This is a genomic window from Dolichospermum sp. UHCC 0315A, assembly GCF_008121535.1.
Lineage (GTDB): Bacteria > Cyanobacteriota > Cyanobacteriia > Cyanobacteriales > Nostocaceae > Dolichospermum > Dolichospermum lemmermannii.
In genome coordinates this window covers 2,370,303-2,389,438 of sequence record NZ_CP043056.1, presented here as the reverse complement: position 1 = coordinate 2,389,438, position 19,136 = coordinate 2,370,303, and the positions used below count along the sequence as shown (strand labels likewise).

14 protein-coding genes are annotated in these 19,136 nt (G+C 37.4%); 9 read left to right on the top strand and 5 right to left on the bottom strand.

All coding sequences use genetic code 11. From position 1 onward, the window contains the following. Positions 1–212: 212 nt before the first annotated feature. The 3 genes from rplI to dacB all read left to right on the top strand — a co-directional run bounded on the left by rplI (position 213) and on the right by dacB (position 4,194). Positions 213–671 (top strand): 50S ribosomal protein L9, encoded by a 459-nt coding sequence (gene rplI, locus BMF77_RS11700; RefSeq protein WP_148762952.1) that lies wholly within the window; start codon positions 213–215, stop codon positions 669–671. A 288-nt stretch (positions 672–959) separates the two neighbouring features. Beyond that, positions 960–2,729 (top strand): replicative DNA helicase, encoded by a 1,770-nt coding sequence (gene dnaB / locus BMF77_RS11695; protein ID WP_148762950.1) that lies wholly within the window; start codon positions 960–962, stop codon positions 2,727–2,729. 1 nt (position 2,730) lies between these two features. After that, complete coding sequence (gene dacB / locus BMF77_RS11690) at positions 2,731–4,194, top strand: D-alanyl-D-alanine carboxypeptidase/D-alanyl-D-alanine-endopeptidase (protein ID WP_148762948.1); 1,464 nt, start codon at positions 2,731–2,733, stop codon at positions 4,192–4,194. A 158-nt stretch (positions 4,195–4,352) separates the two neighbouring features. On the opposite strand, the gene BMF77_RS11685 is transcribed toward dacB, so the two are convergent. Continuing rightward, positions 4,353–5,528, bottom strand: coding sequence for a DNA double-strand break repair nuclease NurA (locus tag BMF77_RS11685; protein WP_148762946.1), 1,176 nt, complete (start codon positions 5,526–5,528; stop codon positions 4,353–4,355). An 81-nt stretch (positions 5,529–5,609) separates the two neighbouring features. Here BMF77_RS11685 and BMF77_RS11680 point away from each other — a divergent pair, with 81 nt between their 5' ends. Continuing rightward, positions 5,610–6,209, top strand: a complete 600-nt coding sequence (locus tag BMF77_RS11680; RefSeq protein WP_148762944.1) for a tetratricopeptide repeat protein — start codon at positions 5,610–5,612, stop codon at positions 6,207–6,209. A 40-nt stretch (positions 6,210–6,249) separates the two neighbouring features. Here the strand turns inward: BMF77_RS11680 and BMF77_RS11675 are convergent, their stop codons facing one another. Then, positions 6,250–7,035 carry an HAD family hydrolase gene (locus BMF77_RS11675; protein WP_148762942.1) on the bottom strand — a complete coding sequence of 262 codons (786 nt, stop codon included), beginning with the start codon at positions 7,033–7,035 and terminating at the stop codon, positions 6,250–6,252. 192 nt (positions 7,036–7,227) lie between these two features. On the opposite strand from BMF77_RS11675, the gene BMF77_RS11670 reads away from it, so the two are divergent. Both BMF77_RS11670 and BMF77_RS11665 read left to right on the top strand, forming a co-directional pair. Next, positions 7,228–8,676 (top strand): Rieske 2Fe-2S domain-containing protein, encoded by a 1,449-nt coding sequence (locus BMF77_RS11670; protein ID WP_148766935.1) that lies wholly within the window; start codon positions 7,228–7,230, stop codon positions 8,674–8,676. A 226-nt stretch (positions 8,677–8,902) separates the two neighbouring features. Continuing rightward, the gene (locus tag BMF77_RS11665) at positions 8,903–11,857 is read left to right on the top strand and encodes a pentapeptide repeat-containing protein (RefSeq protein WP_148762941.1); all 2,955 of its coding nucleotides are present in this window, start codon (positions 8,903–8,905) and stop codon (positions 11,855–11,857) included. A 67-nt stretch (positions 11,858–11,924) separates the two neighbouring features. Here BMF77_RS11665 and BMF77_RS11660 read toward each other — a convergent pair whose 3' ends face one another. Both BMF77_RS11660 and BMF77_RS11655 read right to left on the bottom strand, forming a co-directional pair. Continuing rightward, positions 11,925–12,770 (bottom strand): metal ABC transporter permease, encoded by an 846-nt coding sequence (locus BMF77_RS11660; protein WP_148762938.1) that lies wholly within the window; start codon positions 12,768–12,770, stop codon positions 11,925–11,927. A gap of 324 nt (positions 12,771–13,094) precedes the next feature. After that, a complete protein-coding gene (locus BMF77_RS11655; protein WP_210422339.1) occupies positions 13,095–13,922 on the bottom strand; it encodes a metal ABC transporter ATP-binding protein in 828 nt (275 codons plus the stop codon). 267 nt (positions 13,923–14,189) lie between these two features. Between BMF77_RS11655 and BMF77_RS11650 the strand changes: the two genes are divergently transcribed. Next, the gene (locus BMF77_RS11650; protein ID WP_246863156.1) at positions 14,190–15,086 is read left to right on the top strand and encodes a metal ABC transporter substrate-binding protein; all 897 of its coding nucleotides are present in this window, start codon (positions 14,190–14,192) and stop codon (positions 15,084–15,086) included. Between the two features lie 48 nt (positions 15,087–15,134). Here the strand turns inward: BMF77_RS11650 and acsF are convergent, their stop codons facing one another. Next, complete coding sequence (gene acsF, locus BMF77_RS11645) at positions 15,135–16,211, bottom strand: magnesium-protoporphyrin IX monomethyl ester (oxidative) cyclase (RefSeq protein WP_148762936.1); 1,077 nt, start codon at positions 16,209–16,211, stop codon at positions 15,135–15,137. Between the two features lie 395 nt (positions 16,212–16,606). Here acsF and BMF77_RS11640 point away from each other — a divergent pair, with 395 nt between their 5' ends. Then, positions 16,607–17,281 carry a heme oxygenase (biliverdin-producing) gene (locus tag BMF77_RS11640; RefSeq protein WP_148762934.1) on the top strand — a complete coding sequence of 225 codons (675 nt, stop codon included), beginning with the start codon at positions 16,607–16,609 and terminating at the stop codon, positions 17,279–17,281. Between the two features lie 355 nt (positions 17,282–17,636). Beyond that, positions 17,637–19,019 (top strand): oxygen-independent coproporphyrinogen III oxidase, encoded by a 1,383-nt coding sequence (gene hemN / locus BMF77_RS11635; RefSeq protein WP_148762932.1) that lies wholly within the window; start codon positions 17,637–17,639, stop codon positions 19,017–19,019. The last annotated feature ends 117 nt before the right edge of the window (positions 19,020–19,136 follow it).

Below are 19,136 nucleotides of genomic sequence, written 5' to 3'. Positions count from 1 at the left end.
GGTTAAGAATTTTCTGGTTATCTTCTTTGTGTGTCCCTTCTCAACTCCTTTTTTCATATTTCTGACATTTGGTATTGCGATCGCTCCCCAAACTTCGCTAGAATCTTGAGGCTGTGGGTATGTTCAAAGTCGCTGAGGATCAAGCTACAATTTTGTGAGCCACTCTGATGACACCCAAATAACTAAGATTTTACCAAGAAAAGCGAAAAACAATGGCGAAACGTGTGCAATTAGTTTTAACAAAAGATGTTACCAAGCTGGGAAAACTCGGTGATTTGGTAGAAGTAGCTCCCGGTTATGCTCGTAACTACCTCATCCCCCAGAGTTTAGCCGCTCGCGCTACACCCGGTCTGCTCAAACAAGTGGAACGCCGACGCGAGAAAGAATATCAAAGACAATTAGAACTCAAACAACAAGCAACTGAGCAAAAAACAGCTTTAGAAAATATTGCTGGTTTAAAAATTGCCAAGCAAGTTGGTGAAAATGAAGCTATTTTCGGTACAGTTACTACTCAAGATGTTGCAGATGCAATTCAATCCGCAGCTAGTCTAGAAATAGATCGTCGTGGGATTACTATTCCCGATATTAGCCAATTGGGTACTTACAAAGCTGAAATTAAACTCCATTCTGAAGTAACAGCAGTAATTAACATTGAAGTCGTCTCTAACTAACGGTGACCGAAAAGACGGGACACAAGCCCCGTCCTGGAAAGACGGCTTTATGTTAAAATTTGGTCATAGTCGCCATAGGGCATTGGGAGACTTTAAACGGACATGGAGGGACGATAAGACCACTTGTGGCCTGTTCTGGCGAAGTGTCAAGTGTTTCCCCGCACCTTCAGGTGGGTGAGTATGTCAATTAATTAATCACCACAGATGATATATCTGTGGTTATCAATATTTTCCTATCGGTTTTGGATGATTAGGTAAAAATCCAAAATCGCTAAAATTTAAAATTCTATGGCTGAAGAACTAAGTTTTCAAGGTGATGGTAGTAATCGCGTCCCACCTCAAAACATCGAAGCAGAAGAAGCGATTCTAGGAGGTATTCTACTAGATCCAGAGGCAATTGGTCGAGTGAGCGATCGCCTAGTTCCCGAAGCATTTTATATTAGCGCCCATACAACCATCTATCAAGCCGCCCTGCGTCTGCATACTCAGCAAAAACCTACAGACTTACTTTCTATAACTAGTTGGTTGACAGACAATGATCTATTAACGCAAATTGGGGGCAGAAACAAACTAGCAACATTAGTAGACCGGACAGTTTCTGCCGTCAATATTGATGCCTTAGCAGGGTTAGTCATGGAAAAATACCTGCGTCGGCAATTAATTAAAGCCGGGAATGAAATTGTTCATCTTGGTTTTGAAACAGAAACAGAATTACCAATTGTTCTTGATAATGCCGAACAAAAAGTTTTTAACGTCACTCAACAAAAAACCCAATCGGGATTGGTTCATATTGGTGACACTTTAATTAATACTTTTCAAGATATTGAAACTCGTCATCAAGGTATTGCTTTACCGGGAATACCTTGTGGTTTTTATGATTTAGATGCCATGACTAGCGGTTTTCAGCGTTCTGATTTAATTATCGTTGCTGGGAGGCCGTCAATGGGAAAAACGGCCTTTTGTCTTAACCTAGCTCATAACATTGCAGCCGGTTATCAATTAGCAGTTGCGGTTTTTAGTTTAGAAATGTCCAAAGAACAGCTAGTACAAAGACTATTAGCTAGTGAAGCCGGAATTGAAAGCAGTTATTTAAGAAGTGGCCGCATTAGTCAAACCCAATGGGAACCTTTAAGCCGTGCCATTGATAAACTCTCAGACACGCCAATTTTTATTGATGATACGTCAAATATTACAGTCACACAAATGCGAAGTCAAGCGCGACGACTGCAAGCCGAACAAACTAAAGAATTGGGATTAATAGTTATTGATTACTTGCAATTAATGGAAGGTAGTAGTGATAATCGTGTCCAAGAATTATCGAGAATTACCCGTTCTTTAAAAGGTTTAGCGAGAGAATTATCTGTACCCATAATTGCCTTATCACAGTTAAGTCGCGGAGTAGAAGCAAGAACCAATAAACGCCCAATGTTATCTGATTTGAGAGAATCGGGATGTTTAGCTGGCGATAGTCTTGTTACATTAGCAGACACCGGGTTACAAGTACCAATTAAAGAATTAGTAGGTAAATCTGATTTTGCGGTTTGGGGACTGAACGAAAACACAATGAAACTAGAAAGGGCAATTGTTAGTAACGCTTTTTCTACAGGTATCAAACCAGTATTTACATTAACAACTCGATTAGGTCGAGAAATTCGTGCTACTGGTAATCATAAATTTTTAACTATTAATGGGTGGAAAAGATTAGATGAATTAAATTTGCAACAACAATTAATTGCTCTTGCTAACAGTGATATTTATTGGGATGAACTTATCTCAATAGAATTAGATGGAGAAGAAGAAGTATTTGATTTAACAGTTGATAAATTACATAACTTTATCGCTAATAATATTATTGTTCACAATTCAATTGAACAAGATGCGGATATAGTAATGATGTTATACCGCGATGAATATTATTCACCAGATACCCCAGATAGAGGAATTGCCGAAGTAATCATAGCTAAACATCGGAACGGACCAACAGGAACAATTAAACTATTATTTGATCCACAATTTACAAAGTTTAAAAATCTCGCTAAACCAAATAATAATTGGTAATATGTTAAAAAAAAATTATGTCAGTTTGATATTACTATTTATTTCTATTAATATTGGTAGTATTCAAAAAATAGCCCAAGCCCAAACACCTGTTACACCAGTTACTACTACTAAACAAATTTGTCCGGCTCAATTATCATCTGCTATTAATACTATTATCAATCATCCTCAATTTAGTCGAGTCCGTTGGGGGATTTTAGTTAAACCATTATCATCAGAAAAAATTCTTTATAGTCAAGATTCTCAAAAATATTTTATTTCTGCTTCTAATATGAAGCTATTTACTACCGCAGCAGCATTACAGAAATTGGGGGCAGATTTTCGGATTCGTACCTCTATTTATGATGAAGGTAATGGTGTTTTGCGTGTAGTGGGAAGGGGAGATCCTAGTTTCAAAAATGCTCAATTAACAATATTATCAAAACAACTATATCAACAGGGAATTCGGCAAATTAATCAGTTAATTGCTGATGATAGTTATTTTCAAGGTGAAGTAGTTAATTCCAGTTGGGAATGGGAAGATATACAGGCTGATTATGGCGCACCTGTTAATAGTCTAATTGTCAATGAAAATGCTTCTATTTTAACTTCTTTACCCCAAACTATTGGACAACCATTAAAGATTCAATGGAATGATCCTACAGAAACATATCACTGGAAAGTTGAAAATAATTCCGTCACTACTGAAGCCGATAAACCCGGTTTTGTACAAGTAAATCGTGACTTAAAAGGACAGATTATCAGAATAAACGGACAATTAGCTGTAAATTCTCAACCAGATATTACAGGTTTAGCTGTATTTGATCCAATTGCCAATTTTATCAGACAGTTTCGCCAAAATTTAGCTAAAGAGGGAATTACAGTTAAAGAAACTGTAAATAGTAATCTGAGTAAAAATGACAAAGAAATAGCCGCAGTAGAATCTCCACCTTTATCGGAATTATTACTAGAGACAAATGTGAATAGTAATAATTTATATGCTGAGGCTTTACTCAGAAGTTTAGCTATTAAGAAACCAGAAGAAAAAAATCAAAATACGGCTGATGTCGGATTACAAGTTGTCAGAGAAACTTTAACTCAATTAGGAGTTGCACCAGCAGGTTATGTCATTGTAGATGGTTCTGGTTTATCTCGGAAAAATTTAACGACTCCAGCAGCGTTGGTACAACTTTTACAAGGAATTGATAAATCACCTCAAGCAGCAGTTTTTCGGGCTTCTTTACCTATTTCTGGTGTCAAAGGTAGTCTAAAAAATCGGTTTCTTAATACTGCGGCTGCGGGAATAGTGCAAGCAAAAACAGGTTCAATGACAGGAATTTCTACTCTATCTGGATATATGAACGCACCCAATTATGAACCCTTGGTTTTTAGTATTATGGTAAATCAATCTGAACAACCGGGGAAAGTCATGAGAACAGCAATAGATGAAATTGTAGTTTTATTATCTGAATTAAAGCGGTGTTAAAATAATTGAGTTGAGTAAATGACAGGACTTACGCAAAACATCTCTCAAACCCCCATTTCTCTGTGTTCTCTGCGCCTCTGTGGTTCGTTATTCCATGACTTACTTATATCTATACTTTCGCACAAAATGACCAAAAAGATAAACTGTACAACCTGAGTTTAGGCAATACTGCCGCGTTTTCTTGCTTCTTTGGAGGAAATGCCGACATTTTTTATCCCAGCTTTAATCATTTGTCGTTCTAAAAGGGCAAAGAACCGAGTTCTATCACCACCTCTGACTACAGCCTGATTATGGGCTTCCGCAATAGCCACAGGATAACCATACCCCTTATGTACCTGTGCCAACATTAATCCTAGTGCTTGATCAAACATGATGGAATTTTCTGCCACCCAAGCGGGAACTTCAATCCGGGCAATTTCTGTCCCGACATGGACGTAACAAAAATAAATAATTTGCTCGTCATACAATTCTAAAATTCGGGCATTACTCCGCCATAATGGTCCGCGTTGTCCAGGTTGAAGTTGGCTTGTCCATAAGGTTGTGTCTCGCAATGTATCAAATTTTTTACAAGGTACGTATTCTAGTTGATTGGGACAATGGGTAATACAATCGGGGACAGGATGAGGACAAGCTAAAAAGCGTAAAAAGTTGGTGGCTTCGGTGCTACGAGAGGCACTAAGATAACCCATGAGGGGGATTTGGGCTTGTTGGAGTTTTTGCCAAGCTTCTAAAACCGGAGGTAAAATCATATCCCTGGCATCCATCGGTAACTGATCTAAAAACCAGTATATTAACGAACCATCTGTCATTGCTAAGACTGGGGCTTCTGTCCTGGTACTACAAGCCAGTTCCGCTAATACTGTAGCCTCAGAGGCTGTGCGCCGATAACCCATCCATTCATCTGTTCTAATGCCCCACTGACGCGAGATATATAAATCTTCAGGGCGATAAAATACCTCCGGTAAACTATCGAGAATCGGGTGAATATCTTGACCATAGTGTAAAACAACTCTGCCGATATTCAGTAAGTAACAATACGCAATTTCGTGATGATTGGGGGCAATTTGCGAACCATCTGTAGAAATAACAGTATGAACTTTGGGGGGAACAGGAATAGTAATACAGGTTTCGAGAGGTTCAATGGGTGTAGCATTCGCAAAAATAATCCGATTTCGCCATTCTTCTTGACGTTTAACTAACTCTTCTTGACACTCAAACGCCTTTTTTAAATATTCTTGTGCTAATTCCAACCGCTGATGACTTGCAGCCACTTCTGAATTTAAATGTTGACTGAAACCTTGCATTTGTCTCGATATTTTTGTTAAATCAAGCATATTAGTTGAGTCTATTTGTGTTGATGTAAGTAAATGCTATATAATTAGTAACTGTATGCTAATAATTGGAAAAATAGCGTCATGAAAAAATGGAAATTAACAATTACAACTCTCATATTAGGAACTATATTATATAGTCCAAAGGTGAGTGCTAAGAATTTGGCAAATATTTCCGATTTTAGAATAAAATCAGCACTGTTAGCACAATCTGATCTGAAAGAGGCTATAGTATATTTTCATCAGGGAATTAACCGTCATACATTTGGAGACATAAAAGGGGCTATTGAAGAATATAATAAGGCTTTACGGTTACATCCTAATTTTCCTGAAGTTTACTATAAAAGAGGGATATCTCGCCATAAATTGGGAGACTTGAAAGGAGCAATTTTAGATTATAATAAAGCAATCAGTCTTAATGCTAACTATCCTGGTATCTACAATCATCGCGGATTTACTCGTCATAATTTGGGAGATTTAAAAGGTGCTATTGCGGATTTTAACAAAGCATTAAGTCTTAATCCTAACTTTCCTGAAGCTTACCAGAATCGGGGTATTACTCGCAATGCTTTGGGTGATAAACAGGGAGCAATTACTGATTTAAAAACAGCAGCTAACTTATTTAAAGAACAAAAAAGAATCACTAATTATCAAGAGGTGATTGATTTAATTGAGAAAATATAGCCAAAGATCCCCGACTTCTCTAAGAAGTCGGGTATCTAGATTATAACCAAGTGGAAAAATCGTGAGCAAAATGAGAAAGTGATATTAAATGAATACGTGGATCATTTTTTCCTGCTTCCCGTTCTGGTTGAGTGTTATAACCCCAATCTGCTAGAAAAAGTTGCACATGATTTAAGTCTGATTGCTGTTGGACTAATTGTAATGTTTTTAGTCTATCTTCAACAAACCATAAACTTACATTTTGGGTATTTGCCTTCTCAATTAATTCACGCAAAGTTTCATATTTTGGGCGTTTTACTTCCTTTCCAAAAATATTTTCTGGTGGTAAATCAACTCCTTCTTGTTGTAATAATTCCTTGACAAATCGCCCTTCTTTGGTAGTAACAATATATAACTGGACTTCACTTTCAAGAGTTATTTTCAGTCTTTCTATCACACCAGGATAGAATCTATGCAGACTTAACCAACCATTTAAATCTGTCTGAATCCATTCATCTCGTAGATGATCTAATTTTGTCGAAACTGCTTTTGCTTCTAACTTATCTGCTGCTAAAATTTGGGGAGTAATACTTGTCCATGATTGCAGAATTTGATCATCATTAAAACCCTCAATTAAGGCTTTAATTAAAACAGGCATTTCCCAACCAGTTTCAATTACAGGACGTAAGCGATAGAATCTCAAAGCTAAATCATCTGGTGGTGTATCGTTAATCGGCGACCAAATTTGACAGTAGGTACGCCACGCTACCTCAAAATATTCAATTAGTCCATCGCAAACCACTCCATCAAAGTCTAAAGCCAAAATCGTGGGACTATTTGCTGTCATTGTTCTGAGGGTAAAAACTGCTTTTGTTAGCTTACCGCACCTTTATCTATGGATATGTAGCAATTATTAGTTGTAGTGAGAATTAATTACTAACTTTGTTGATATTTTCTATAATAAGATTTATTACAAAAGTTCATTCGCTCAAAAAATAAGGATTTTACTGTGATTATAGATACTAAGTTGTCAGAGGATATGGGTGAAACCATTAACCAGTTGCAAGAGGATGAGGGACTATTCCAATGGACGAAGCAGTGGTATCCAGTCGCAGTTATAGAATTTTTAGATGCGTCACGTCCTCACGCTATGCAGTTACTAGGTAAAGATATTGTTTTATGGCGAGATGGTTCTAGTAAATGGCGTTGTTTTGAAAATTTTTGTCCTCACCGACTAGCGCCTCTATCAGAAGGGCGTGTTGAACCAGATGGAACGCTGATGTGTGCGTATCATGGTTGGCGGTTTGATGCGGATGGTAAGTGTGTGAGTATACCGCAGTCCATAGATAAAGAAACTGAAGCCAAGCATTGCGCTAATTCTAAATCATGTGCGATCGCTTATCCTACTCAAGAACTGCAAGGACTTCTCTGGATATGGGCTGAATCGGGTAATCAAGCCCAAATTGAAAGTAAATTGAGAAAACCGCGTCTAGTTCCCGAACTTGAGCAAAATTCAGATAGGGTAGTTAAATTATTTTGGAATTTTCGTGATTTACCCTATGGTTGGGATTATTTCATGGAAAATGTGTCAGATCCAGCCCATGTTCCCGTTTCTCATCATGGACTTGTAGGCGATCGCTATCGAGATGCTAAATACTATGACATGATTCGACTTCGAGAAATATCTACCCAGGAGGGGTTTTCTTTTGCAATTCAACCTCCAGCGCCCAATATTCAAGAAGCGGTGCATGACTTCCAGCCACCTTGTCAAATGAGAATTGCTTCCACATTTAAAGATGGGGGACAACTAATTTTAGTCTTATATGCCACTCCAACTCGTCCGGGTTGGTGTCGTCATATAGGTTGTCAAGTATTAGTTAAAAATGAAGCAGGTAAAAAACCAGGTGGTTTAGCAATCTTTGGTTTACCAATGCCAATTTGGTTAGGTCATGTTTTAGCTTCTCTATTTTTACATCAAGATGCAGTATTTCTCCATTACCAAGAAAAGATTATCGCCCAACGTAAAAAAGGTGCATGGTTGAATGAAGTTTTTACCCCAAATCCTCAAGATAAAATGGTGATTACATTTCGCCAATGGCTAGAAAAACGCGCAGGTGGAACTATACCTTGGGCAGAAGAATGTAATTCGGAACTACCATCAGCAGAGTCAGATAAAAAGAAATTATTTGATGTTTGGACAACTCATACTCAACATTGTCAAGTTTGCCAAGATGCTTTAAAAAATATTCAGCGACTCTCTTTATCAGCTTATATAATGAGTGCTGTATGTTTGTGTTTAGCAGTGATTTTAGATGCTAGAAATATAGCCACACAAGGAGAAACAGCATCTATTTTTAGTGTTCTTCCTCCCACACAATTCTGGTTAGCAATTAGTGGAGGAATTCTATTAGCAATTCTGGGATACTTCCTGAAAAAATTCACCAATCTTTTTCACGTTTATGAATTTGAACACGCCAAAAATAATTAAGAAAATTGCTGAAAAGACAACGGCAATATAATTCATGACTAATAGAAAATCCTGATTTTTCAAATCACATAGGTAGCCTTCCCCCAGGGAAGGCACTTTTCGTTTTATCTGTGTGGATGTGATTTATAATCGCCCAGTCTAGTATTAATTGAAATATTTGCGTAAAGATACGTGATAATTGTGATTACTTATCAATAAGTCTACAAATAGGTTAGGAGTATAGAGAATGGGACTGTGGAAATTGTTGACAACCAATGTTCAGGATTTGAAATTGGGACAAGGGGTAGAAGTGGTTAAAACTGGCTCTGAAGCCGCCAAAGCCGTGTTAGACCTGGCAAAGGCTGTAAATGAGCAAAAATCAAAATTGTCCGACCTCAAGCCCTATGTAGAACAAATATCCTCGCTTTTAGATGTCCTCAATAGTCCACTTGGTCAGGTTGCTGGTGCAGTCATTCCTTTTGCACCTATTGCGTTGACTATGATTAAGTTGATTATTGACCAGACGCAAAAAGAGTTAAATTTAGAACAGTGTGTAGCACTTGTCAGCCAAGCTGCTTATTTAGAAAGCTTTCAGGCACTTCTCAAAGAACAGCCAGAATTAATAGATAAATTAAATCAATCTCCTGCTTCTGATGCAGTTGCACGACAGATTAAAAAATTGGGTGAACAGGAATTAGATGAACGGGAAGCGAAAAAAGCCATAGTTTATTTCCATGAATCCAAATTAGCAGCATCATTCAATGAAGTTTTACAACAACGTTTACAAGAAGCAGGTTTAGAAGCAGCAAAAGCCGAAATATTAACTGAACAGGTAGCACGAAAAACCGATGAATATCTGTTATCTTCACTGGTAGAAACGGGAGATAAAGTTAAGCAATTAGTACAATGGTATAGTGCTGGCGGAAAGGAACAGCTAGAGAAATACCTGAGTCTTGAAGATTATTTAGAACAGCAAATTAAACCTAAACCCGAAGAAAAGATTTTTGACGAAAAAGAAATCACCTTCCGAGATTTGTATGTTCCTTTGCAAGTGCGTCCAGTAGATGAAAAGGGTAAACCTGTTGGAGATGAGAAAGAGCAAATAGAGGAATGGGTCATAAAAATGATTAATGACTCAGATAAAAAACAGAAAGTTTTGTTTATTCAGGGTGAAGCAGGAAGGGGAAAGAGTGTCTTTAGTCGGATGTTTGCTAATAGGGTGCGGCGAGAATTACACCCCAGCTTTACACCAATTTTAATTCGCTTGCGGGATTTGCGGGTGTTAGCGAATAATCTGACGGAGACGCTGGAGAACCAACTAGAAACTTTTGATTTTGTTAGTAGTGATTCTGGTTGGTTGACGGATAAAAAAACTCGATTTTTATTTTTGTTAGATGGGTTTGATGAACTTTTGTTAGAAGGACGAGCAACCGGAGGACTACAAGAATTTTTACAGCAAGTAGAGAGTTTTCAAAATAATAGCCATCATCGGTTTTTGGTCACAGGTCGCCCTTTGGCATTGCAAGGAATTGAGCGTTTAATTGCACAAACCAAATGCTTAAAGAGAGTTGAACTTCAGCCAATGGATAATGCAATTAGGGAAACATGGCTGAATAAATGGGAAACTAAAGTTGGTACGCAGGAAACAACTGAATTTCAGGAATTTTTACAAGCTTGTCCAGAAGAAATTAAAGACAACCTAGCGCGAGAACCCTTACTGCTTTATCTCTTAGCAAGAACGCACCGAGAAAAACATTTTAATGCTCAGATGTTTGCAGGTGCGGAAGGGATTAAAGCCAAAATTCGCATTTATGATGAGTCAATTAAATGGGTGTTGAAAAAACAGCGTGAGGATCTAAACCAGGATTTGACTGGACTAGAAAGCGAATATTTGCGAGAGTTTTTAACAGAGGTGGCTTTGTGTGTGGTGCAGTCTGGTAATGAATCTGCCAACATCAAAATGTTAGAGGTAAGAATTAAAGATACGAGTGACCGAATGACTAAATTAATTCAGCAAGCTAGAGAGCAAAATTCTCTGGAAAAAGTTAAAGATGAAAAGGTTCTGAATAATTTATTGACGGCTTTTTACATTAAGCCTGCGTCTGGGAAACAAGATGGTTCAATGGAGTTCGTTCATAAAAGTTTCGGCGAATTTTTATTTGCAGAACGATTGGTAAACAGTTTTTGTGATTGGACAGATCAAGTCACCAAGCGTAACCGTCAAGAAGACTCAGTTTCAAAAGAGGTGATGGATAAGCAAGTTTATGATTTGTTGGGTTATGGAAATTTAACGCCGGAAATTGTTGAATATTTAATGGGGTTATTAGCGGAAAAATCAGAGTTTGATAACCAATGCTATGTAAAACTGTTCCGACGATTGGAGGATTTTTACCTGCGTTGGTGTGATGGAGAATTTATTGATGCACCTCCAGAAACAGAAATCTTACCTCTGTTTAAAAAAGAGCAATTGAAGAAACTATTACCGGAGCGAGAAAAACATTTGGGACTGCGACAGGTGGATGTGTATACAGGACTGAATGTGTTGATTGTGCTGTTGGAGTTGCATCGTTACGCTAAATCAAAGGATGATTTGAAAGATAAGATCAACTTTTATCCCTGTGGTCAGCTAGATAAAAAAGTTGATTTTGACAACAACCGCTTACTTTGCATTATTGGCTATAGTCAGTGCCTGGGGGCTTATACCTATAACCAAATCCTGAAATTCTTTCTCAGCGGTGCCAACCTCAGGGGTGCCGACCTCAGCGGTGCCGACCTCAGCGGTGCCGACCTCAGGGGTGCCGACCTCAGCGGTGCCTACCTCAGCGGTGCCTACCTCAGGGGTGCCGACCTCAGCGGTGCCGACCTCACCCGTGCCGACCTCAGCGATGCCGACCTCAGTGGTGCCGACCTCAGTGGTGCCGACCTCAGTGGTGCCAACCTCAGGGGTGCCGACCTCAGCGGTGCCTACCTCAGGGGTGCCGACCTCAGCGATGCCGACCTCAGTGGTGCCGACCTCAGTGGTGCCGACCTCAGTGGTGCCAACCTCAGTGGTGCCGACCTCAGTGGTGCCAACCTCAGTGGTGCCGACCTCAGTGGTGCCAACCTTCAAGAAATTAAATGGATTTATAGTATAGGGTGGATAAATGCTAGAGGTTTAGATCGAGCAATTAATATTCCTTCAGAGTTGGTACAATGTAATTAAGATTAACTCTAATTTCACATTTTAAACTCTTTAAACTTTATTTCTGGCGATTGAATCGCCAGACTTTCTATTTCCTATTCACACTAGGAATCAAAATTCCATGTCGAGGACTAAACAACAAAGCCAATGTAAATAAACCCGAAACCACTAACACAATCGCCGGACCAGAAGGTAAATTATAAAAGTAACTGAGATACATTCCACTAATACTAGAAATCACCCCAATTACCGCTCCTAAAATCATCACTTCATGTAAACGTTTCACCAATAAATAAGCAGTTGCACCAGGAGTAATTAAAAGTGATAATACTAAAATTACGCCCACAGCTTTCATACTGGCAACAATTGTTAAAGCAATTAACAACATTAAACCAAAGTTTAAACGATTAACTGGTAAACCCGCAGCTTGTGCGCCCAAAGGATCAAAGGTGTAAAATAACAGTTCTTTATATAATAGAAAAACTACTATTAAAACAATAGCTGCAATAATAGCTGTGTCTCTTACTTCGTCCCCGGTTACGCCCAAAATATTGCCAAAAAGAAAGTGATTCAAATCAATTTTATTATCTTTTTGAATAACTGTAATTAAGGTGACACCAAGGGCAAAAAAGGCAGAAAAAACTATGCCCATAGCGGCATCTTCTTTGATAGGAGATCGGGTTTTAATAACAGCTATAGCCATCGTACTCAAAACACCAGCAATAAACGCCCCTACAAAGATATTAGCACCGATCATGAAGGCTATAGCAAGCCCTGGTAAGACTGAATGGCTAATAGCATCTCCCAGTAATGCGAGGCGTTGTACCATTAAATAACTACCGACAATGGCACACAATAAGCCTACTAATATGGCGATGATTAAGGAACGCTGCATGAAGCCATATTGCAACGGTTCTATTAGTGCTTGAAGCATAGATGAAAATGAACCACGAAGGAGCGATAGCGAAGCGTCTCGTTAGAGATAGTAAGCGAAGGAAGAGAGGAAGAAAATACCAATTTTATGTGATGCTGCACAGAATTATAAAACACGACGATTCAGTTAAGCCTAAAAATCTTTTTTAAAACGAACCACAGAGGCACAGAGGACACAGAGACAAGAGAGGAACAAATTCTTAACTGAACTGTATTGAATTATAAAATCAATTAATTCATCCGCGTTTATCTGCGTTTATCTGCGTTCAATTATTCTTGATTTTTTATTCTATGCACCTTCATTTTAATTTGGTATTAGCCGTTATTATGCTGCGTCGGAAAAGTACATAACTTTGCCACTATAAGCTCGATATAAGTTTTCTTCTGTTAAGACTTGTTGGCGTGAACCTGTGGCAATTAATTCACAATTAAGTAAGATTAAATCATCAAAATGGGTGATTGATTCACCTAAATCATGATTAACTACTAAGACGATTTTATTATTTTTTGCTAGTTCTTGAAAGACTTCAAATATGATAGCTTGGGTTTTTTGATCTATCCCTACAAATGGTTCATCAAAACAGAAAATTTCTGCTTCTTGAGTTAAAGCCCTAGCTAAAAATACCCGTTGTTGTTGTCCTCCTGAAAGTTCACCAATGGGACGATTTTTTAATTCTCCTATTCCGACTCGTTCTAATGCTTGTTTGGCGATTTGGCGGCTAACTGTGGAAAAACTCCGTAACCATCCTGTTTTTTTGACACGCCCCATCATCACTACATCCCACACGGTTGCGGGATAATTCCAGTCAATTTGGCTACGTTGTGGTACATAAGCAACTTTTTCTAGTTGCTGCATTACAGGCTTATTTGCGTATAAAACTTGACCGCTACTCATGGGAACTAATCCCAAAATGGCTTTCATTAATGTACTTTTACCAGCCCCATTTGGTCCAAAAATGCCTGTGATTCTTCCTGGCTTAATTGTGCAATTAACGTCTCTCAATGCTTCTTGTGTGCGGTAATGTACGCCTATATTAGTGATGTTAATTGCTGTTGAGGAATTCATGTCAATGGATTTAATAACTTGTGTAGGTATATCTACTTGATTTTTGGGAGATAGGCTAAATTTTCGGTAAAAAGAAACGTTTTGCATAACCCTAGTTAAAATACTTATTTTTCGAGCTTACCATAAAAATGAGAGAAATATGAGAATATCTATAATTAGAAGTAATCACTGAGATAAATGAAACTAATGCTGAATACAATGTATGACTTATTACTGAAACCCCTCTCCAAACCTCTCCCCTGTGAGGAGAGAAGCTTTTGTTCTTACTCCCCTTCCCTCGCAGGGAAGGGGTTGGGGGTTAGGTTCTCTTTACTTAATCCCCTTTGTCTAGGAATTTTCCTATCTTTGGCTTTAATGGGTTGTACTCCCAACTCCCAACCCCAGGGAAATACTCAGCCACAGGTTGTAGCAACAAGTACCATTATTGCTGATTTAGCTGAAGAAATTGGCGGAGAAGAAGTACAAATTACGGGAATTCTCAAACCAGGTGCGGACCCTCATGTTTACGAACCTGTACCCGCAGATAGTCGAGTTTTGGAAAAAGCTAATTTGATTTTGTACAACGGTTACAATTTAGAACCGGGACTTATTAAGTTAATGAATGCGACTGGAGGGAAAGCGAAAAAAATAGCTGTGGGAGAAGTTGTTAAATCTTTGAAATTAGATAAAGGTAAAGGGCAAATTATCCCAGATCCTCATGTTTGGGGCAGTGCAAAAAATGTTATATCTATGGTGAAAGCAATTCGAGATAGTTTAATTGAATTGTCACCAGAAGATCAAGAAAAATTTACTCAAAATGCCGAAAGGCTAACTGATGAATTACAACAATTACATCTTTGGATCATTCAAGAAATTCAAACTATTCCCGCAGATAAAAGGAAACTCATCACTACCCATGATGCTTTTCAATATTACGGAAATGCTTATAAAATAGCGATCGCTGGAACTTTAATTGGCATTAGTACGGAGGAACAACCAAGCGCCCAAACTGTAAAAAAGTTAGTTGAATCAGTTAAAAAAATAGGTGTTCCCGCTATTTTTGCCGAAACGACAATTAACCCAGCTTTAATTAAAACAGTAGCCGAAGAAGCCGGAGTAAAATTAGCACCAACTCCACTTTTTTCTGATTCTATTGGGGCAAAGGGTAGTAATGGTGATACTTATATAAAAATGATGGCAGCAAATACCCGCGCTATTGTTGAAGCATTGGGGGGAAAATATACGCCATTTCCATTAAAGAGTCAAAAATAAGGATTAGATCCCCGACTTCTCTAAGAAGTCGGGGATCTGATTGATTAATTAACAAACTTGTTGACGAGTTGCTTCTGTGTCTATGGGTTTAATCAGAAATAGCTTGAACATATACCAAAAAATCATTAGAGTTAAGGGAATTTTTTGGATAAATTTCGCAATTTTCCAATCATTGATTTGATTGAGATCAATTATTTTCTGATTATAGACAGCACATTGTTCTAAATACCAGAAAAAATAGGGATGATTGGTATTTAAAATAATTGGAAATGCTTTAGCTGCGGTTTTGTTAGTTTCTTCAACTACTTGAGTATTGTATTGACGAGGATGAATCCCTAATATTTCATAGAAATTACCTCTTTCAAATACTGTCATAGTGTGGGTAGCAAACACAGTTATCAAGAAAAACCGCACCCATAAGCGAGATCTCCAATTATTCCATAATTGGGGTTGAGAACGTAACAAAGCTTTGAAAAAATCACCGTGTCTATTCTCGTCTTGACACCAGCTTTCAAACTTCCGAAATAGGGGATAAAACTGGTATTCGGGATTTTTTTCCATGTGACGAAATACTAAAATATAACGCCAATAACCTATTTTTTCTGATAGGTAAACTGTGTAAATAACCCACTCAATTGGGAAAAATGTATAGGTACGATTTTTAGTGAGATAACTCAAGTCAAGAGAAAGGTTAAAATCTGCCATTGACTTATTCAGAAATCCCGCATGACGGGCTTCATCTCGCGCTAAATAAGCAAATGCTTCTGATAGTAAAGCGTTACTGTCTTTAAGACGACGAGATAATTCTTTAAACAGTAAAAACCCGGAAAATTCTGAAGTACAAGAACGTTCTAAAAAGTCAATGAAAGCCAGTCGTTTTTCACCAACAATGTGATCCCAACCTTGCTTAAATTCATCATCGCGCACAAAGTGATGACGGTTATAATCAGCCTTGAGTTCGTCAATTACAGACCTTAATTCCGTTTCATACCCAGAAATATCCATTTTTGCCACTGTGTCAAAATCAGTGGTATAAAAACGGGGTGTTAATAATGTTTCTTGAACTGGTGCTTTTACACCTGATTTCGATAAATCAAGTGGGGGTTTATCGAACGATTTAACCATAAGTAGTCCCTTTACCATTGTCTGCCTTAAAATTATATAAGCATAAATATTTGTTATTAGTCATCAGTTAAATTATTGAAACTAATTCTTACAAAAATACTGAATTATCTTTAATTCTCCCATAGTTTAAATACCTATTTACTAAACAAATGTATTTATGAAACCATAAATAAATATGAATACTCTTATAGTTATACAAAGAATAATAGTTAAATGATTTCAGGAGCAGTAAAACTAGCCGAAATCTGCATCGGTAGTAATTTGTGCTGGAGAAATTATTCTCAAAACCCTATTCCCATAGAATAGCAATTTTTCTGTGATCATAACGACGGTGAACTGATAAACAAGTCGTTGAAATTGGCAAACCCTGACACGTAAAGAAGAAGGAAATAAGAATGAGTAATGATTTGGCAATGAAACTGCGTGTAGGAACTCAACAAGCACATACAGATTCAGAAAATCTGGGTTTCATGAAATGTTTTGTCAAAGGAGTTGTAGATAGAGATTGTTTTATTCAGTTGTTGAGGAATTTCTATTTTGTTTACAGTGAACTAGAAACAGCAATTGAGAAACATAAACAGCATCCTGTCATTAATTTGATCTATTTTCCCGAACTAAATCGCCAATCTTCCCTAGAACAAGATATGTTATTTTACTATGGGAATCAATGGCACAAACGCATCACCCCTTCACCCGCTGCTCAAGCTTATATTGCGCGTATCCAACAAATTTCTACTCATGAACCTGCACTATTGTTAGCTCATTCCTATACTCGTTATTTGGGTGATCTTTCTGGTGGGCAAATGCTACAAAAAATTGCTCAATCAGCCTTAAAACTGTCTGGATATGAAGGAACTTCGTTTTACAACTTTCAGCAAATTCCAGACAAGCAGGCTTTCAAAGAAAAGTATCGTCAAGCATTAGATAAACTATCTATTGACGATAAAACCACTGACAAAATTGTGGCAGAAGCTAACCATGCTTTCAAGCTAAATATGCAGATACTTAAAGAGTTGGAAAGTATTTTAATCCAAGCCCTGGGTAGAGCTACTTACAACGAATTAACTTGAGTCTCTGCATCATTTACAAAAATATAATTCATCACCCAATTAATTTTGACAATGATGAATTATATAAAAATCCTAAACAAGATGCAAACATCTATTTATTCTCTTCCTCTGTGTTCTCTGTGCCTCTGTGGTTCGTTAAGAATAATACTAACCACAAAACAAATAGGATAAAAATATTCTATTTGCTAATAGCTAAATCCTAAATTACAACATTAAATTGGGAAAATTAATTGTGATTATTCCCAACTAGTAAGGGCGAAGCATTCGGATTGAAAATTAATGGTTTTAGCGATAGTTTATCGGCCGAATGCTTCGCCCCTACAAGGACATATACCCACATTCATTGGAGGCTATAATGGTTTTTCTATTACCTGGTGTTAAGTTTGATTTTGATCTAATTCAAAAGTATGATACTCGCGCTCCTCGATATACGAGTTATCCCCCAGCAACGGAATTAAGTGAAAATTTCACTGCAAGAGATTTCCAATCTGCAATTACCGCTTCCAATCAAAGACAAACTCCTCTATCCCTATATTTCCATATTCCTTTTTGCCAAAGTGCTTGTTATTTCTGCGGTTGCAATACCGTGATTACCAATAATAAGAAAATGGCTATTCCATATCTAGAACATTTGGAACAGGAAATCAAAAATACCTCAGATTTAATTGACAAAGATAGAAAAGTCCTTCAGATTCATTGGGGTGGAGGTACACCGAATTATTTAGAACTTGATCAAGTAGAATTTCTATGGAAAAATATTACCCGTAATTTCCAAATTGCTTCAGATGCAGAAGTATCCATTGAAATTAATCCCCGCTATGTGACTAGAGACTATATCTTATTTTTGCGAGATATTGGCTTTAATCGCATTAGTTTTGGGATTCAAGATTTTAACCCAGAAGTACAAACAGCGGTGAATCGGATTCAACCAGAAGCACTACTTTTTGATGTGATGAGTTGGATTAAGGAGGCTAAATTTGATAGTGTCAATGTAGATTTAATTTATGGTCTACCTTATCAAACTCTTGACACTTTTCGGGAAACATTACACAAGACAATGGCATTGGATGCTGATAGAATTGTCGTGTTTAATTTTGCCTATGTTCCTTGGATTAAACCTGTACAAAAAATGATTCCCCAAGCCGCATTACCGGGAGCAGAAGAAAAGTTAGATATTCTCAAAATGACGATTGAGGAATTAACTAATAATGAGTATCTGTTTATTGGGATGGATCATTTTGCTAAAAATAACAATGAATTAGCGATCGCTCAACGTCATGGTACACTAAAACGTAATTTCCAAGGTTATACTACCCACGCGGAAACGGAATTGTTTGGTTTCGGTGCCACATCTATTAGTATGTTAGAAGATGCCTATGCTCAAAACCACAAGGAATTAAAGGATTATTACAAAGCAGTTGCAGCAGGTGTAATTCCTACCAGTAAAGGCATTAAACTCACTCAAGATGACATTATTAGACGGGATGTAATTATGTCAATAATGTCTCACTTTCAGTTAAATAAGTCAGAGATTGAGCAGAAATATCATATCAATTTTGATAAATATTTTGGCTATGAACTCAAAGAATTAGCACCACTACAAGCGGATGGATTAGTAAATGTATTAGCAGACGAAATCCATATTACTGATATTGGTAGATTGCTAGTTAGAAATATTGCAGTTGTTTTCGATACTCATACAAGAACTAGAGAGACAAAATTCTCTCGTTCTATTTAATTAGCATTGGTATGTAGTGATGATTTATGAAAAGAACAAAACTACATACCTTTTGATTTATACAGTTTATGTCATTAGGTAGAAATAAATAATATTAAGCTTTGATAAATTTGACAT

What these genes read in the sequence shown, in the direction of transcription:
- BMF77_RS11640 (WP_148762934.1), top strand. Translation starts at nt 16,607, where the DNA reads ATGAGTAATGATTTGGCAATGAAACTGCGTGTAGGAACTCAACAAGCA.
- hemN (WP_148762932.1), top strand. Translation starts at nt 17,637, where the DNA reads ATGGTTTTTCTATTACCTGGTGTTAAGTTTGATTTTGATCTAATTCAA.
- BMF77_RS11655 (WP_210422339.1), bottom strand. Translation starts at nt 13,922, where the DNA reads ATGCAAAACGTTTCTTTTTACCGAAAATTTAGCCTATCTCCCAAAAAT.
- BMF77_RS11675 (WP_148762942.1), bottom strand. Translation starts at nt 7,035, where the DNA reads ATGACAGCAAATAGTCCCACGATTTTGGCTTTAGACTTTGATGGAGTG.
- rplI (WP_148762952.1), top strand. Translation starts at nt 213, where the DNA reads ATGGCGAAACGTGTGCAATTAGTTTTAACAAAAGATGTTACCAAGCTG.
- dacB (WP_148762948.1), top strand. Translation starts at nt 2,731, where the DNA reads ATGTTAAAAAAAAATTATGTCAGTTTGATATTACTATTTATTTCTATT.
- BMF77_RS11650 (WP_246863156.1), top strand. Translation starts at nt 14,190, where the DNA reads ATGGGTTGTACTCCCAACTCCCAACCCCAGGGAAATACTCAGCCACAG.
- BMF77_RS11685 (WP_148762946.1), bottom strand. Translation starts at nt 5,528, where the DNA reads ATGCTTGATTTAACAAAAATATCGAGACAAATGCAAGGTTTCAGTCAA.
- BMF77_RS11670 (WP_148766935.1), top strand. Translation starts at nt 7,228, where the DNA reads ATGGGTGAAACCATTAACCAGTTGCAAGAGGATGAGGGACTATTCCAA.
- BMF77_RS11660 (WP_148762938.1), bottom strand. Translation starts at nt 12,770, where the DNA reads ATGCTTCAAGCACTAATAGAACCGTTGCAATATGGCTTCATGCAGCGT.
- BMF77_RS11665 (WP_148762941.1), top strand. Translation starts at nt 8,903, where the DNA reads ATGGGACTGTGGAAATTGTTGACAACCAATGTTCAGGATTTGAAATTG.
- BMF77_RS11680 (WP_148762944.1), top strand. Translation starts at nt 5,610, where the DNA reads ATGAAAAAATGGAAATTAACAATTACAACTCTCATATTAGGAACTATA.
- dnaB (WP_148762950.1), top strand. Translation starts at nt 960, where the DNA reads ATGGCTGAAGAACTAAGTTTTCAAGGTGATGGTAGTAATCGCGTCCCA.
- acsF (WP_148762936.1), bottom strand. Translation starts at nt 16,211, where the DNA reads ATGGTTAAATCGTTCGATAAACCCCCACTTGATTTATCGAAATCAGGT.